The 17,260-nt window shown below is 54.2% G+C and carries 15 protein-coding genes; 1 reads left to right on the top strand and 14 read right to left on the bottom strand.

Annotated elements, in window-relative coordinates:
• Positions 1-178: 178 nt before the first annotated feature.
• From mglC to AAIG26_RS08865, 7 genes are all read right to left on the bottom strand, one after another.
• Positions 179-1,189, bottom strand: coding sequence for a galactose/methyl galactoside ABC transporter permease MglC (gene mglC, locus AAIG26_RS08895; protein WP_020454382.1), 1,011 nt, complete (start codon positions 1,187-1,189; stop codon positions 179-181).
• A 15-nt stretch (positions 1,190-1,204) separates the two neighbouring features.
• Positions 1,205-2,725 carry a galactose/methyl galactoside ABC transporter ATP-binding protein MglA gene (mglA, locus tag AAIG26_RS08890; protein ID WP_343180507.1) on the bottom strand — a complete coding sequence of 507 codons (1,521 nt, stop codon included), beginning with the start codon at positions 2,723-2,725 and terminating at the stop codon, positions 1,205-1,207.
• 81 nt (positions 2,726-2,806) lie between these two features.
• Entirely contained in the window at positions 2,807-3,805 is a 999-nt protein-coding gene (mglB, locus tag AAIG26_RS08885; RefSeq protein ID WP_020454384.1) for a galactose/glucose ABC transporter substrate-binding protein MglB, read from the bottom strand.
• Positions 3,806-4,099: 294 nt separating this feature from the next.
• Entirely contained in the window at positions 4,100-5,125 is a 1,026-nt protein-coding gene (galS, locus tag AAIG26_RS08880) for an HTH-type transcriptional regulator GalS (protein WP_343180505.1), read from the bottom strand.
• A gap of 155 nt (positions 5,126-5,280) precedes the next feature.
• Positions 5,281-6,441 carry a DUF418 domain-containing protein YeiB gene (gene yeiB / locus AAIG26_RS08875; protein WP_020454386.1) on the bottom strand — a complete coding sequence of 387 codons (1,161 nt, stop codon included), beginning with the start codon at positions 6,439-6,441 and terminating at the stop codon, positions 5,281-5,283.
• A gap of 18 nt (positions 6,442-6,459) precedes the next feature.
• Entirely contained in the window at positions 6,460-7,125 is a 666-nt protein-coding gene (gene folE / locus AAIG26_RS08870; protein WP_017459784.1) for a GTP cyclohydrolase I FolE, read from the bottom strand.
• Between the two features lie 126 nt (positions 7,126-7,251).
• The gene (locus AAIG26_RS08865) at positions 7,252-8,379 is read right to left on the bottom strand and encodes a YbfB/YjiJ family MFS transporter (RefSeq protein ID WP_343180502.1); all 1,128 of its coding nucleotides are present in this window, start codon (positions 8,377-8,379) and stop codon (positions 7,252-7,254) included.
• A gap of 151 nt (positions 8,380-8,530) precedes the next feature.
• Here AAIG26_RS08865 and fghA point away from each other — a divergent pair, with 151 nt between their 5' ends.
• Entirely contained in the window at positions 8,531-9,367 is an 837-nt protein-coding gene (gene fghA / locus AAIG26_RS08860) for an S-formylglutathione hydrolase (protein WP_160269460.1), read from the top strand.
• 39 nt (positions 9,368-9,406) lie between these two features.
• Here fghA and cirA read toward each other — a convergent pair whose 3' ends face one another.
• From cirA to yieE, 7 genes are all read right to left on the bottom strand, one after another.
• Positions 9,407-11,386, bottom strand: coding sequence for a catecholate siderophore receptor CirA (cirA, locus tag AAIG26_RS08855; RefSeq protein WP_343180500.1), 1,980 nt, complete (start codon positions 11,384-11,386; stop codon positions 9,407-9,409).
• A 274-nt stretch (positions 11,387-11,660) separates the two neighbouring features.
• Positions 11,661-13,130, bottom strand: coding sequence for an amino acid permease (locus AAIG26_RS08850; protein ID WP_020454390.1), 1,470 nt, complete (start codon positions 13,128-13,130; stop codon positions 11,661-11,663).
• Positions 13,131-13,312: 182 nt separating this feature from the next.
• On the bottom strand, positions 13,313-14,050 hold the full coding sequence (locus tag AAIG26_RS08845) for an amino acid ABC transporter ATP-binding protein (protein WP_020454391.1): 738 nt from the start codon (positions 14,048-14,050) through the stop codon (positions 13,313-13,315).
• Positions 14,031-14,687, bottom strand: a complete 657-nt coding sequence (locus AAIG26_RS08840; RefSeq protein WP_045514135.1) for an amino acid ABC transporter permease — start codon at positions 14,685-14,687, stop codon at positions 14,031-14,033. Before AAIG26_RS08840 ends, AAIG26_RS08845 begins: the two co-directional genes overlap by 20 nt.
• Positions 14,687-15,352 carry an amino acid ABC transporter permease gene (locus tag AAIG26_RS08835; protein ID WP_343180498.1) on the bottom strand — a complete coding sequence of 222 codons (666 nt, stop codon included), beginning with the start codon at positions 15,350-15,352 and terminating at the stop codon, positions 14,687-14,689. Before AAIG26_RS08835 ends, AAIG26_RS08840 begins: the two co-directional genes overlap by 1 nt.
• A 3-nt stretch (positions 15,353-15,355) precedes the next feature.
• Complete coding sequence (locus tag AAIG26_RS08830) at positions 15,356-16,114, bottom strand: transporter substrate-binding domain-containing protein (protein ID WP_343180639.1); 759 nt, start codon at positions 16,112-16,114, stop codon at positions 15,356-15,358.
• A gap of 203 nt (positions 16,115-16,317) precedes the next feature.
• Complete coding sequence (yieE, locus tag AAIG26_RS08825) at positions 16,318-17,184, bottom strand: DNA-binding transcriptional regulator YeiE (protein WP_045514131.1); 867 nt, start codon at positions 17,182-17,184, stop codon at positions 16,318-16,320.
• Positions 17,185-17,260: the final 76 nt, after the last annotated feature.

The raw sequence follows: 17,260 nt of genomic DNA, 5'->3' as shown, positions 1-17,260 counted from the left end.
CCTTAATCTCCTTATTAATATTGCAACTTTATTGAGCGTAGCACCGAAGCAAAAAATTTAACAACTCACTGCGAGAGAACTTTTTTGGGGGGAAGGCGTGGGCTTACTCCATGACAGAAGGCGGCAAACGGGCAAAAAAAAGCCCGCTCGTTGAGCGGGCCTGGTACAGACGATGGGATTATTTTTTACGTGCGTATTTCAGCGAGTCCAGCGCCACAGCGAAGATAATGATGCCGCCCTTGATGATGTACTGCCAGTACGGGTTAATACCGATATAGGTCAGGCCGTAGTTGATGACGGTGAAGATAATCACACCGGTCACCACACCCAGAACCGTACCCACACCGCCGCTGAAGGAAACCCCGCCCACTACGCAAGCTGCGATGGCATCCAGTTCATACATAAAGCCGAGGTTGTTGGTCGCAGAACCGATACGGCCCGCTTCCAGCATCCCGCCGAAGGCATAGAACACACCGGACAGCGCGTAAATCATCAGCAGGTTCAGCGCTACGTTAACGCCGGAGACTTTCGCCGCTTCCGGGTTACCGCCGATAGCAAAAATGTTTTTGCCAAAGCGGGTTTTATTCCACAGCACCCAGACGAACGCCACCGCAATCAAGGCGTAGAAAGTGATATAGGACAAACGGAAACTGCCCAGCGCAATAAAACCCTGCGTAAAGGTCGAGAAGCCGCTGTCAAAGCCGGAAATCGGCGATGCACCAACAAAGTCGTAGTACAGGGAGTTGATACCGTAAACGATGATCATCGTACCCAGCGTGGTGATAAACGGAGTCACGTTCAGGTAAGCGATGACAAGGCCGTTCACCAGGCCGATAACCGCGCCGATGGCGCAGACAATCAGGATCACCACCGGAATCGGCATGGTAGCCATATCCGGGAATACTTTGTTGGCGTTTTCCATTGATTGCAGCAGCGTGGCGGCAACCACCGCCGCGAGGCCAACCTGGCGCCCGGCGGAAAGGTCGGTACCCTGGGTCACAATCAGCCCCGCTACGCCCAGCGCGATAATAATACGCACGGAGGATTGGGTCAGAATGTTACTTAAGTTCAGCAGACTTAAGAAAGTGGGATCCTGAAAAATGATAATGGCCAGTAACACTAAAAGAACAACGTAAATACCGCCGTCTTTCAGATAAGTGAGAAAAGTTTTCTTATTTAACGCACTCATGAGGAGCCCCTGATCTTAAAGGTGCAAAGACGCAAGACGGAGAATTTCGTTTTGCGTTGTCGTTTTAGTATCAACAATTCCGGAAACGAGGCCATTGCTCATTACCAGAATACGGTCAGTGATGCCTAACAACTCAGGCATTTCAGAGGAAATAATAATAATCCCCTTATTCTTTTTCGCCAGCTCGGCAATCAATTGGTAAATTTCAAACTTCGCACCAACGTCAATACCACGGGTCGGCTCATCGAGCATTAAAATTTCTGGCTGAGTTAATAACCAACGACCAATAATAACCTTTTGTTGGTTACCACCGGAAAGAGAACCAATTTGCGTGCGGTGGCCTGGTGTTTTTACACGCATCGAGTCGATGACCCACTGGGTATCACTCTTCATGCGGCTATTATCCAACAAGCCCACTTTGTTTTTGTAATTCTGAATATTGGAAATAAGTGAATTAAATCCGATATCAAGATAGGCGTAAATACCGGTGGAACGACGTTCTTCGGTCACCAGGGCAAAACCATTATTAATCGCCTCATTGGCGTTGTGGTTATTAATCACTTTGCCATGCAATTTAATGGTGCCAGAGGATTTTTCACGAATCCCAAATAACGTTTCAACGATATCTGTACGTTTCGCCCCGACCAGACCTGCGATACCGAGTATTTCGCCTTTGCGCAAATCAAAGGAGATATCGCGAATAGAGGGCTGGCGCAACGAGGTAAGATTACGCACTTCAAGAATGGTTTCGCCCGGCACGTTGTGCTTGTCCGGGAAGCGCTGGTTCAGCGAACGACCAACCATCATGGCGATGATCTTGTCCATATCCAGCCCTTCCAGCGGCTGGGTGGCAATCCACTGACCGTCACGCAGAATCGTAATTTCATCGCACAGCTGGAATATCTCTTCCATTTTATGGGAGATATAAACAATTCCACAGCCACGCTCTTTCAGTTTACGGATAATTTTAAACAGATGATTGACTTCTTTTTCCGTCAGCGAAGAAGTCGGTTCATCCATAATGACAATTTTGGCGTCATAAGAGAACGCTTTGGCAATTTCAATCATCTGCATTTGCGATACAGATAATGTTCCCACGCGTGCTTTAGGGTCGATATCAATATCCAGCTCATCAAAAATGGCTTTGGTATCGTGGAACATTTTATCCTGATCGACAAACATGCCTTTGGTTGGATAACGCCCCAGCCACATATTGTCCATCACGGAACGTTGCAATACCAGGTTGAGTTCCTGGTGAACCATCGAAATACCATTTTCCAGCGCTTCTTTCGCGGAATGGAAGTCGATCTCTTTCCCCTGAAAAAGAATGCTACCGGAATCTTTTTGATAGATCCCAAAAAGACATTTTAATAATGTTGATTTCCCCGCACCGTTCTCGCCCATTAATGCATGGATAGAGTGCGGACGGACTTTCAAATTGACATTATCGAGTGCCTTTACGCCTGGAAAAGACTTGTTGATATTGCTCATTTCCAACAAGAATTCACCTGACGACTGAGTATTATTGCTGACCATAATTATACCTTGTTGGCCTGGCATATCGTGTTATAAGGGCGCAACAGTCGTTGCGCCCAATGAGAACATGCTTTCTTAATATTATTTACCGGCGATTTCAGCCAGGTTGTCTTTATCTACACCAACGTATGGAATACGAACGACTTTATTTTCGATTTTCCAGTTAGTGCCATCTGCCGCGCCTTTGCCTTCGGCCAGGTTTTTCGCCAGCTCGAAGCTCGCTTTCGCCTGGTTGTTAGCATCGTTCAGCACGGTACCGGCCATTGCACCGGATTTCACCAGCGCCAGCGCTTCTGGCAGCGCATCGACACCGAAGACCGGGATAGACGATTTGTTGTGTGCTTTCAGGGCTTCAACCGCGCCCATTGCCATCGCGTCGTTGTTCGCGATAACCACTTCAATTTTGTTAGCGTTCGGGCCAGAGAGCCAGGCGTCCATTTTGTCTTTCGCCTGAGCGGTATCCCACATTGCGGTATCCAGAGCCAGCTGCTGAGTTTTGATGCCCTTATCATTCAGCTCTTTGATAACGTAAGTGGTACGTGCTTCAGCATCCGGATGACCCGGCTCGCCTTTCAGCAACACGTACTGGATCTGGCCATCTTTGTTCAGATCCCAGCCCTGGTTCGCCGCCCAGTGTTTAGCAATCAGGTCGCCCTGAATCACGCCGGATTCTTTGGAATCGGTACCCACGTAATAGGCTTTATCGTAGCTATCCAGCGCTTTGCGGGAAGGTTCTTTGTTGAAGAAAACAACCGGAACGTTTTGACCACGCGCTTTCTCAATCACCGTACCTGCCGCTGCCGGGTCAACCAGGTTGATCGCCAGTGCTTTTACGCCTTTCGCCAGCAGCACGTCGATCTGGTCGTTCTGTTTGGATTGGTCATTCTGCGAGTCGTTCATCAGCAGCTGAACATCTGGCGCTGCTTTGGCGTCTTTCTCAATAGCCTTACGGACAACCGACATAAAGTTGTCGTCATATTTATAGATGGTCACACCAATGCGGGTATCCGCTGCGTGTGCGGCTGCGCCAAAAAGCATGCTTGCCATAACAGCAGACAGAGTCAACACCTTCTTATTCATGGTATCTCCGGTTTTTTTATATGCAGGGTAGTTCTTGTGAATAATGCTCGGCGGGTCAGTTGTTACGAAGACGTTACTGCCGACCGAAGTTCACTCTAAAATTCCATTCGTCCGTGTCCGGGTAACGCTCCAGAAGTTCGCTTTCTTCGATGTTTCAAAGCGCTCACTTGTAGTGAAAGTGATTAATCACCGTTACATCGTGTTTCAGCTTCTAAAACGCTGACATCATAGTCAGCGCCTTGTTAAGATACTGTGAATTTACTCACAGATTGAAAACGGTTACATCATCGAAGTTTATAAGTTAGTGATCGGTGCCACAGTTTGTCGTGCGGTCACGGAATGGCGGCGTACCAGCGTCGGCATAAAGCAGTGCGCAGCCTCTGGATCCAGCTTACCTGCGGCCCCCTGCAACGCCAGCTCGGTCGCCAGTCGCGCCATTGAAGCGACCGGGTAACGCACCGTGGTCAGTTGCGGGTCGGTGTAACGCGCAATGGGAATATCATCGAAACCAATCAGTGATAAATGCTGTGGCACCGCAATGCCGTTGTCTTTCAGCGCCGTCAGCGCCCCCGCCGCCATGCTGTCGTTATAGGCAAAGACCGCGGTAAGTTGCAGGTTGCGCCCCAGCAGCTCAACCATCGCCGCTTCACCGCCCTGCATGTCCGGCGAACCGGTGCCAACCCAGCTATCCGGGACGTTAATCCCCTGCTCTTCCAGCGCGCGGAACCACCCTTCGCGGCGCATATCGTTGTCTTCAATCTGGTGGCTGGAGGCCAGATAACCGATGCGCTGATGGCCGTTATTGAGCAGCATGCGCGTGGCCATCACCGCCCCGCTGACGTTATCAAGGCAGACGCAGCGGTGCGCATAGCCTGGCACCAGCCGGTTGATCAGCACCATGCCGGGGATCTGCTCCATAAAGCCTGTCAGCTCTTCATCGCTTAGCGCTTTTGAGTGAACAATCAGGGCGTTACAACGCTGGCGAATCAGGACTTCGATGGCGTGACGCTCTTTTTCCGCCTCGTGATAACTGTTGCCAATCAACACATATTTTTCGTGCTGCTGCGCAACCGTATCCACCGCTTTCACCAGCGCACCGAAAAAGGCATCAGAGACGTCCATCACCACCACGCCAATGGTGTCGCTAACCTGCGTCGCCAGCGCCTGAGCGTTGGCATTCGGGCGATAACCCAGCTGGGCGACGGCTTTCATCACCGTTTCGCGCGTTTCCGGGCTGACCAGCGCGCTGTTATTAAGCACGCGGGACACCGTCGCGACAGAGACGCCCGCATGCCGGGCAACGTCACGAATGGTGATCATTTTTACCCACCTTTTCTGGATTGCGGCAGTTCACAGCCACCCCCTGTGTTAAGTAAGGAGGCTATTCTGGCAGCGAGCAGGCGATTGCTACGTGAGTGGCATCACATGAATGGAAACGGTTACATCCGTTTTGTTAATGATTGTGATCCAGATCGTTATCTGGATGTGCGAGCCAATGATGTCCCTGCAGCACGTGCGGTCAATTGCCGCCATAGCCATTCCATTGGCCCCTGACGAAAACGCCTGAGCCAGAACAGAGAGAAGAGGATATTTACGGCCCACACCGCCGGCACAAAGGCCAGCAGTTGCAGGCGGTCGAACTGCATAAACAGCCCGAAACGATTGAATAAGGTGATACAGATTAGCGTTTGCAACAGGTAGTTAGTGAGCGCCATGCGTCCAACGCAGGCAATAGCATTGACCAGTTTATAACCGCAGATCTGCGGCCAGAACCCCCACGCCAGCGCCGCATAACCCACCGCCTGTAACGGCGCGCCAAGTTCGCGCGGAGCCTGCAGAAGAAAAGCGCACCAGCGATACGACCAGCCAAGCTGCCACTGGGCAATAATCGCCGGGATGTTGATCAGTAACCCTAAGCCAATCAGCAGCGCCCCCGTCCGGCGATAATGGCGCAGGCTGAATTGCCCTTTCAGCCAGCCGCTGCGCATCAGCGCCGCGCCTGTCAGCATCATGCCCGCCAGTTGCCAGCCATATTGCGCCCCCAGCGCCAGAAGCGCGTTAGAGAGCATATCCGCACGATTACTGATGGCCTCCCCGATACTGCCGCTGACTCGCCACCAGGTCTCGTACTGCACATTCGCCGCATCCGGCAACCAGGAGCGGTTCGGTTGCGAACCGGAAATTCCCCCCAGCAACAACAAAACCGCAATGCCAATCAGGTACAGCACCACACCAGTGTTAAACATCGTCTTCACGTTCTGCGCATCTCGCACCATGCGCCAGGCAATCAACCCCACCAGCCCATAAGCCAGCAGAATATCGCCATCCCAGAAAAAGAGACCATGAATGAAACCGAGCAGCACCAGCAGCGTCAGGCGCGACTGGATCCAGCGCTTACCGCGCGGCAGCAACATTTGCAGACCCGCACCGAACAAAATGGCAAACAGCGAGAGGAATTTCACCTGCGCGAAGAGATCGAGCAGCGCCCAGGTCCAGGCATCCGACGCCGTGATGTCGCCGTACCAGGCAGGGTTAAGGTAGGCCGCCTTTGGCAAACCAAAGGCGGTGATATTCAGCAAAAGAATACCGAGAATGGCGATGCCACGAATAAAATCCAGCGTGACATTCCTCTCCATGTCGGCGGCTCCAGCGAATTAGTTAGTGTGGCGGACTGCGCGCAGGAACTCCTGGCGGGTATTCTGGCTCGACTTGAACAAGCCACCGAGCGAAGTGGTCGTCGTCGCGCTGGTCGCGTCGCGGATGCCGCGCGCTTTCACGCAATAATGCACCGCATCAATAGAAACCGCGACATTGTTAGTGCCGAGCAGCGTTTGCAGCGCGGTAAGGATCTGCTGCGTCAGTCGCTCCTGCACCTGCGGGCGCTGCGCAAAAAACTGCACGATACGGTTGATTTTCGACAGGCCAATCACCGAATCCTTCGGAATATAGGCAACGGTGGCTTTGCCGTCGATAGTGACAAAATGGTGCTCGCAGGTGCTGGTCAGCGTGATATCGCGCACCGTCACCATCTCATCGACTTTCATTTTGTTTTCAATGACGGTGATCTTCGGGAAGTTAGCGTAATCAAGGCCGGAGAAGATCTCATCAACATACATTTTGGCGATGCGATGCGGCGTTTCCATCAGGCTGTCATCATTCAGATCGAGATTCAGCAGTTGCATAATCTCGGTCATATGCCCGGCGATAAGACGTTTACGGGATTCGTTATCCATTTGCACCGGTGGGCGCAGCGGCGTTTCCAGACCACGGGCAACCAGAGCCTCGTGAACGAGCGCCGCTTCTTTACTGAGTGATGACATGTTTTTTATTCTCCTGCAGGTGTGGCGAACTTCGCGTTGTTAACGCAAAGTGAGCGAACATTGTGCGTGAGGTCGCGCACATAATCCAGCCCTGGCGGCGATAATTATTGAAATCGCTGCCGCCTTTCAGGCCGTGCGTTTCCAGACCAAAACCCCGCCAATGACCAGGGCAATTGCCGCCACGCCTAGCGCCGGTTCAAGCTGCTGCGTAAGCCAGGTGGAAAGAGCGGAAGTCATAGGGCCAACCAGTTGCCCCATCGCATAGCCGGTGGTCAATAACCCGGCCATATAACGTGTGTGATTGGGCGCGAGCTCGCGTCCATACAGCAGTGAGAGCTGCACGGCGCAAAGAAATCCGCCGCCCACCAGCACCGCACCGCACACCAGCCCGCTCATCCCCGGCAGCAACCATGCCGCCAGTACGCCCGCACCTTGCAGCCACAGCACCACCGCCAGCCGCTGATGGCTGTGACCAACGTGGCGCAGCAAAATACTGAGCGCAATCCCCACTACCGCTGCGGCACCGAACACCGGCCAGACAAACTGGGCAAACAGGCTGCCAGGAAAGCGCAGCGCCGCCATTTGCGACAGAAACGTCGCCGGTAAGATATAGCCAAATCCGGCCAGGCTGTAGCTCCAGACCAGCCGTTTAAGATCGGTGGTTAACTGTAGCGGCTGCGGCTTTTCGCCCGGTCGATGCCACTCGCCAGGACGCGGTAAATAGCGAGCAATCAACGCCACCAGCAGCAGCGCCAGCACACCATACACCTGCCAGGCGGATGCAGCGCTTAAGCCTTTTGCCTGGATCGCCACCGCCAGCAGGCCGCTTAATGCAATGCCCGCACCCGGCCCGGCGAATACCGCGGCACTCAGTCCTGGCTTGCCGGCATGTGCCAGCCGATCGTTGGTCCAGGCGGCAATGAGCACCATCGCCCAGCCGCTCATTGCGCCAATCACCAGGCGCAACGCGCCGTGAAGCAGCGCGTTATCGGCAAGTGAAGAGAGAAAAGTGAGTGCCACCGCGCCGCCAATCCCCAGATAGAGACGGACTTCGATATGTCGCTGCGCGCGCATTGCGTCCCAGGCACCAAGCAGATAACCGAGGTAGTTAATCGCCGCCACCAGCCCGGCGCTGGTCAGGGTCAGTTGCTCGTCGCGGATCATCAACGGCACCTGCGGCGTGAAGGCAAAACGCCCGATTCCCATCGCGACCACCAGCACAATAAATCCACAAAGCGCCACACGTTGCGCCATTAGCGCCCCCAAATGTTAACGTAAAGTTATGTTTATGATGCAGTATGTTGCGTTTATGCGGAAGTGAAAGTTACTCGCAGCAAAGGGAATAGCCTGTATGATGACAAGAAGTCACCTTACTTTGTCTGTAAAAAATTCTAAGGAGCCCCGCATGGAAATGCTTGAAGAGCACCGCTGTTTTGAAGGCTGGCAACAGCGCTGGCGCCACGACTCCGCCGTACTGAACTGCACGATGACCTTTAGCATCTTCTTACCGCCGCAATACAGCGCAACACCGCCGCCGGTGCTGTACTGGCTCTCCGGTCTTACCTGCAATGACGAAAACTTCACCACCAAAGCCGGTGCGCAACGCGTAGCCGCAGAGTTAGGCATTGTGCTGGTGATGCCGGATACCAGCCCACGCGGTGACGATGTCGCAGATGCAGAGAGCTATGACCTCGGCAAAGGCGCAGGTTTTTACCTCAACGCCACCGAGCAGCCGTGGGCGGCGCATTATCGTATGTATGATTATCTGCGCGATGAATTACCGACGCTTATCCAGTCGCAATTTAACGTCAGCGACCGCTGCGCTATCAGTGGTCATTCGATGGGCGGCCACGGCGCGTTGATCATGGCGCTGAAAAACCCCGGCCGTTATACCAGCGTTTCCGCCTTTGCACCGATAGTGAACCCGATGCAGGTGCCGTGGGGGCAAAAAGCGTTTCGCGCTTATCTGGGCGAGGATGCGCAACAATGGCGTGAATGGGATAGCTGCGCGCTGATGCTGGAAAGCAACGAAACTGACGCGATCCCAACACTTATCGATCAGGGGGATAATGATCAGTTCCTGGCCGATCAACTCCAGCCCGCGCGGCTTGCGGAAGTGGCACGGCAAAAATCCTGGCCGCTGACGCTGCGCATCCAGTCCGGCTACGATCACAGTTACTTCTTTATTGCTGCGTTTATTGAAGATCATCTGCGCTTCCATGCGCAGCATCTGCTGAAATAGCGGGAGTCCCGGCGGCGTCCTGCTGCCGGGCTTTCCATATCAGAAGCGGTAATCCAGCGCCATAAAGTAGCGGCGGCCATCTTCGTTGTAGCTGTAATCGTCGCGGCTGAGATCTTTATCGCCAAGGTTAAGCACACCCGCGCGCAGCTTGACATTTTTTGTCGCCTGCCATGCGCCGCCCGCATTCCAGATAACGTAGCCACCCGGTGTTACGCCCTGCGATACGGCGCGTTTTTCCCCGCTGTAGTTGGCAGAAACATAGAATGACCAGTCCTGCGTGGCTTGCCAGTCCAGCGTGCCGTTGGCGGTATGGAACGGCAGATCCTGTAACGGTTTGTTGCCGCCACCGCTCAGGTTGCGTCCATCGTTATAGGTGTAATTCAGCGTCAGCTTCCACGCTTCATCAAACGGGATTTTCACCTCGGTTTCCACACCCTGAATCCGCGCTTTATCAACGTTGTAGTAACGGAATACCGGCACCAGTACGCCGCTGGCATTACGCTCAAAACCGACGAAGTTAGCGTAACCCGGTGCTTCGCTCAGGCTCGACGTACGGCTGATATTGATCATATCGTCGATATTGTTCTGGAACGCCGTTACGCTACCCTGCACGCCTTCCAGCCAGCCCTTTTCCCCGCTGTAATAAAGCCCCAGTTCAAAACTTTCGCTGGTCTCTGGTTGTAGCTCCGGGCTGCCAACAATGCGGCAACCGCCCCGGCAGGAGTTGGTGGCCCAGTCCGGGCTGAGCTGCAACAGAGAAGGCGCTTTAAATGCCGTCGCCCAACCGCCTTTCACGGTCAGCGTATCGGTGGCGCTGTAAACCAGGTAAGCACGCGGACTCCAGTGATCGCCATAGGTGTCGTGGTCATCCATACGGACACCGGTGGTCAGCGCCAACGGCTCGAAAATACGCCACTCATCTTCAACAAACAGCGCGTACTGGCTGGTCGAGGTTTTGCTGCTGTCGCCGCCGGTCAGGTTAACAGGATCTTTTAACTTGTCGTGGCGCCACTCGCCACCCAGCGTAACGAGCTGATTATATTGCCCCAGCGGCAGCACCACTTTGCCGTCGAGCGTGTTGCTTTCCGAACGAATTGTGCTGCTGTTACCCGGGTTTTTGTTATCGATCTGTTCACCGTAGAAACGAAGTTCACTGTTTACTTCGCCCCAGCGGCCATTGTGCGCCAGCGAGTAGTTTTGCCGGTCAAGGCGGTTTTTATCCAGCGAATCAGAGTTCCTGTCCTGGCGGTCGTAGCCATATCCGGCGGTAAAATCGTGATCGTCGGTTGGCGTCCAGGCAAACTCAACGTTGCCATCACGGCTGGTGAAACCTTCAATACGCGGCGATTGGCCGCTGGCATCCGTTTTAGAACTCTGCTGACCATCTTTTTCGCGTTTCGCCACGCTACCAAAGGCTTTCAGCCCAAGCACCCCATCTATCAGCGGGCCGCTGGTGTAGAACTGACCGTTCCAGGTATCGCCGCGATCGCGATGTTGCTGAACCGTGCTATCCGCAGTAATCGTGCCCGTCCAGCGCTGGCCGATTTTTTTAGTAATGATGTTCACCACGCCACCCAAGGCGTCCGAACCGTACAGGGAAGACATCGGGCCGCGCACCACTTCAATGCGCTCAATGGCATCGACCGGGATCCAGTTAAGGTCAAAATCGTTATGGCGGAAAACCGCATTACGGGAGTTGACGCGCTTACCGTCAATCAGGATCAGCGTGTAGCTACTGTTGAGGCCACGCAGGCTGACGCCTTTACGGTTGTCCCCTTCGTTGGTGAGCTGAACGCCAGGCACCTCTTTCAGTACATCTTTCAGATTTTGCACCGGCTTGCGCTGCAAATCGTCCTGGGTGATCACGCTGATACTGGCGGGTGCGTCTTTCAGGTTCTGTTCCGTTGCCGACGCGGTAACCACCAGCGTTTCGCCATTCTCTACGGCCATTACCGGCAGCGCTAAAGAAAGTGCGGACGCGCAGAGGCCTCCCCGGACGATGGGATTCAAGGTAAACATTCCATAACTCCATGAGGTAAAAACAAAAAATTGCGAGGAATAGTGCTCACACACTGCCAAACACGTCAGCGTTACATTGACCCTGACAAGGAAATTATTGGCCTTCGGGCGCAGAAAGCCCGGGCAGACACCCTTTTTATTCAGGCACTTACATTAATTTAGGTGATAATGATTATCAATTGCGTTAAATTAAAGTTATGTAAATTATCGCAGCGGGAGGGAATGTTGGCAGGGGCAAAAAAAAGCCCTCCATACAGAGGGCTAAAGAGTGAATTTATTTCGTGAAACGTTCCGGGAACTCCATTTCACTATAACGCACGAAACGGGTTCCTTTGGAAAATTTATAGCCTAACCAGATAATAAGGAACAGCGGGATACCGATATACGTCGCCGCAACGGCGCCCCAGTCAATGCTGTCGGCCAGGAAAGCCTGATAGTTCTGCCCAAGCGTGATGATGAGGCACAAAGCGAAGGCGAAAATCGGCCCCAGCGGGAAGAAACCCGAACGGTACGGCAGGTTATCCAGCGAATGCCCCTGCGCGACATAGCCACGGCGAAAACGGTAGTGGCTAATGGCAATCCCCAGCCAGGCAATAAAACCAGTCATACCGGAGGTGTTCAGCAGCCATAAATACACGGTCTGGTTGCCAAACATTGAGGTCAGGAAGCACAGCGCGGCAATCACCGTGGTGGCATACAGCGCGTTACGCGGCACGCCGCCTTTCGATAATTTCGCGAATATGCGCGGCGCTTTGCCGTCACACGCCAGCGTGTAGAGCATACGTGTGGAAGCGTACATGCCCGAGTTCCCCGCCGACAGCACCGCCGTCAGGATCACCGCGTTCATCACCGCCGCCGCCGAGAGCAGACCCGCATGCTCAAACACCAGCGTGAACGGGCTGACGCTGATATCTTTCACGTCGTTGCGCAGCAGGCTCGGATCGGTGTACGGAATAATCAGGCTGATAATTAAAATCGCAAACACATAGAACAGCAGAATACGCCAGAACACCTGGCGCACCGCGCGCGGGATGTTCTTCTCCGGATCTTCCGATTCCCCCGCCGCGATACCAATCAGCTCAGTCCCCTGGAAAGAGAAACCGACAATCATTGCCACACCGATCATGGCGGAAAAACCACCGGCAAATGGCGCATCGCCAATCGTCCAGTTGCTCCAGCCCGCCGGTTTTTCTCCCTGGAAAATACCGACAATCATCATCACACCAACAATGATGAAGATAATGACGGTGGCGACTTTGATCAGCGAGAACCAATACTCCGCTTCACCAAAGCCTTTCACTGAGATGTAGTTAAGCAGGAAAATCACCGCGAGGAACAGCGCGCTCCAGATCCAGCCTGGCGTGTCCGGGAACCACCAGGTCATGACTAATTGCGACGCCACAAGGTCAACGGCGATGGTCACCGCCCAGTTGTACCAGTAGTTCCAGCCCAGCGCGAAGCCGAAACCCTCTTCAACATATTTTTGACCATAGGTGGAGAACGAACCGGAAACCGGCATAAACGCCGCCAGTTCACCGAGGCTGGTCATCAGGAAATAGACCATCAGGCCAATCAGAATATAGGAGAACAACGCGCCGCCGGGGCCCGCTGAAGAAATGGTCGCCCCTGATGCGACAAACAAACCTGTACCGATGGAACCGCCAATGGCGATCATCGTCAGATGACGCGCTTTGAGTTCTCGACGAAGCGTGGGCGCTTCTGTGGTTTTAGTTTCGGAAACCATAAGAAAATGCTATCCATCCAAAAAATGAGGCGCGATTGTAGCAAACGAAACGCAGGCCTTCCGGCATAAAACGCCTCTTATTAGAGACCTTCATGATCGGCAACGGATTATAAGTAAAGCAGTGAATGGACGATCTTGCGAGGCGGTAAATAAGCTCCCGCGCGGATACGGGAGCAGAAAGATCAATTCAGACCGCGTACCGAGGCGATAAACTGCTGCAGTTCCGGTGTTTTCGGCTGCGCGAAAAAGTCCTTGCTGTCACCCTGCTCCCAGACTTTTCCCTGATGCATAAACACGACGCGGTCACCCACTTCGCGGGCAAAGTTCATTTCATGGGTCACCAGAATCAGCGTCATCCCTTCACGAGCAAGCTGCTCCAGCACGCGCAGCACCTCACCGACCAGTTCCGGGTCCAGTGCCGAGGTGATTTCATCACACAGCAGCACTTTCGGTTTCATCGCCAGTGCACGGGCAATCGCCACGCGCTGCTGCTGACCGCCGGAAAGATTGGCCGGATAGTAGTCGATACGCTCGCCAAGCCCCACTTTCTCCAGCATCTCAATGGCAAGGCGACGGCACTCGTCAGCAGGCAATTTCAGCACCCGGCGCGGTGCCAGCATCACGTTTTCCAGCGCCGTCATATGCGGGAACAGATTAAAGCTCTGGAATACCATTCCCACTGAGCGGCTGATCTCACGCGCCTGCGATTCCCGGTCGGTTACCGTCATACCACCCAGTTTGATGCTGCCATCCTGGTAGCCTTCCAGCCCGTTCATGCAGCGCAGTAAGGTGCTTTTGCCCGACCCGCTGCGGCCAATAATCGACACCACTTCGCCCATTTCAATGTCGAGGCTTACGCCCTTCAGCACATGGTTGTCGCCATAATATTTCTGCACTTCATTAATGGTGATGAGCGGCATGGAATTTCTTCTCCAGATAGCGGCTGTAGCGCGACAGCGGATAACACAGCAGGAAATAGCCCAACGCCACCAGCCCGAACACTTTGAATGGTGCAAAGGTGACGTTGTTAAGCATGGTGCCGGCTTTGGTGAGTTCGACAAAACCGATAATCGACGCCAGCGCGGTGCCTTTAATGACCTGCACGGAAAAGCCCACCGTCGGCGCAATGGCGATTCGAATGGCTTGCGGCGCAATCACGCGAAACAGCGTTTGACCAAAACTCAGCCCCAGACAGCGGCAGGCTTCCCACTGCCCTTTTGGCAGCGCATTGATGCTGCCGTACCAGATATCAAGCAGGAAGGCGCTGGTAAACAGCGTTAGCGCCAGCGTCGCCGCCGTCCACGCGCTGACATCAATACCAAACAGCGCAAGGCCAAAAAAAGCGAGGAACAGTTGCATCAATAGCGGTGTGCCCTGAAATAACGCGGCGTAGGCGCTGATAAACCGTTTTGGTAAGCGCCAGCGGCTAATGCGCAACACCAGCAGCGGCAGCGTTACCAGCGTGCCGCAGACGAAGGCGATCAGCGACAGCAGCACCGTCCAGCGCGCCGCCAGCAGCAGGTTGCGCAGAATATCCCAGTCGGTAAACGTACTCATCAGATCTCGCTCCCCAGCCATTTGCGCCCGATTGCCAGCAGCAGCTGGCGCATCAACAGCGACAGCATCAGATACAGCAACGTGGTGACAAAATAGACTTCAAAACTTAAAAACGTGCGCGACTGAATCAGGTTGGCCATAAAGGTCAACTCTTCATAAGAGACTTGCGACACCACCGACGAGCCCAGCATGACGATAATGCACTGGCTCACCAGCGCCGGATAAATGCGTTTCAGCGCGGGAGGCAAAATCACCCGTAAAAAGGTTTGCGATTTGCTAAGCCCCAGTACGCGGGCGGCTTCCCACTGCCCTTTCGGCGCCACCTGGATCCCGGCGCGGATAATTTCCGTGCTGTAGGCACCGAGGTTAACCAGCATGGCGATCAGCGCCGCTTCACCGGCGGTGAGTTTCAGCCCGAGGCCCGGCAAACCAAACACAATAAAGAACAGTTGCACCACAAATGGCGTGTTGCGGATAAGCTCAACGTACGCGCCCCAGATGGCACTTATCACGCCGGGTTTACCGCTACGCAGCGCCGCACCGACGATGCCGATCGTCACACCGCCAACCGTCGCCAGCGTGGTTAAGGTCACCGTGGTCCAGAGCCCAGCCAGCAGCTCCGGCCAGAACGGCCAGAGCGCGGCGAAATCAAGCGATGTCGTCATGCGTTACGCGCCAAAGTTGGCCGGTAACGGCGCCTGCATCCATTTCTGTGACAAGTTGTTGAGTTCGCCCTCTTTCAGCGCCTGCTCAACCAGCTTGTCGACTTCCGCTTTCAGCGCTGGTTCGTTTTTCATTAGCCCGATATAGCACGGCGAATCTTTCAGCATAAACTGGCTGACCGGCGCTTTTTGCGGGTTCTGCCGCGCAATTGCCGCCACAACAACGTTACCGGTGGCGAGATACTGCACCTGGCCGGACATATAAGCAGAAAGCGTGGTGTTGTTATCTTCGTAGCGCTTCACGTCGGCATCTTTCGGCGCGATATCGCTCAGCACCATGTCTTCCACGGCACCGCGGGTAACGCCGATGGATTTGCCGCTTAACGCTTTCGCATCGGTCACCGTGGCCTCTTTCGGGCCAAACACGCCAAGGAAGAACGGGGCATAGGCACGGCTGAAGTCGATCACTTTTTCGCGCTCCGCATTTTTGCCAAGGCTGGAAATTACCAGGTCAACTTTATGCGTTTGCAGGTACGGTACGCGGTTGGCGCTGGTTACGGGCACCAGTTGCAGTTTCACCTTCATGCCTTTTGCCAGATATTCGGCCATATCAATGTCGTAACCCTGCGGTTTGAGATCGGTGCCAACAGAGCCAAACGGCGGGAAATCCTGCGGTACTGCCACACGCAATACGCCGCGCTGCTGAATATCCTGTAATTGATCCGCCATCGCCTGCGAGGCACAAGCCATCATTATTGTCGCCATCGCTGCGGCCTTTATCCACGTTTTCATCATCAACACCTCATCGCCCATGAAACAAAAGATTCTTTGAATCACTTTCTGCAACTAATGTGCCAATACGATATATTCTGGAGGAGCGCGGCATGCGGGGAGTTCAGGGATGAATCGAAGGTTGCAGCGCTGCGTCTGCACCACCAAAACGGTGCAGACGCCTGCTGATGGTGCAATCAAATCTCGCAGTAGCGAATAAAGCGGTTTAATGCGCTGGAAAGGTGTTTCTGACGATGATGGATACGCCACAGCGTGCGCACCAGACGGGGCAGCGGAACCGGCACTTCCACTAAGCTACCGGTTTCAAGCTGTTCAGCAATGACGCGCCGCGACAGGCAGCTAATGCCCAACCCGTGGCGCACCGCATGCTTAATGGCTTCTGAGTTGCCAAGCTCCATGCCCAGGTGAAACTGCGGCAAATGCGAGAGGAGTAAATAGTCGACGATTTCGCGTGTGCCGGAGCCGCGCTCGCGCAGGATCCACGGCGCAGCGGCGAGTTGCTCCAGCGTTACGCGCCCTTGCAGCAGCGGCGATGATGGCGGTGCAAACACCACCAGCTCATCTTCCATCCACGGCTCGGCGATAATTTCCGCGGTGTGGCACGGGCCTTCGATTAAACCGATATCAACGCGGAAATCCGCTACCGCATTGATCACGTCCTGGCTGTTACCCACGCTCAGTTCCAGCGGCAGATCGGGGAAATCGCGGCGGTAGTGGGCGATCACCTCCGGCAGGATGTAATTACCAATCGTGCTACTGGCGAATACGCGGATGGCACCGTTATCTTCGCGAAACAGTTGCTCGATTTCCGTCGCCTGTTCGAGCGCTGCCAGCGCGCGGGGATAGAGCAAACGCCCGTGTTCATTCACCACCAGCCGTTTACCCACGCGGTCAAACAATTGCACGCCCAGCTGGCCTTCAAGATCGGTCAGTGCCGCGCTAACCGCAGATTGCGAGAGCGCTAACTGCTGCGAAGCCTGGGTGGTGGAGCCGCTTTTCAGCACTTCAGCAAAGACTTCAAGCTGGCGTAACGTTATATGCATAGAGGTCACTTACCACTTATAAAGATTAATTATAAATATATAATCAATTTTACCTTTAAACCAGTTCGCCTTAACC

This window comes from Kosakonia sp. PSU_27, from assembly GCF_039409795.1.
In the GTDB taxonomy this organism is placed as follows: Bacteria; Pseudomonadota; Gammaproteobacteria; order Enterobacterales; family Enterobacteriaceae; genus Kosakonia.
The sequence above is the reverse complement of the archived record's forward strand: the minus strand, read 5'-3'. Positions and strand labels throughout refer to the sequence as shown.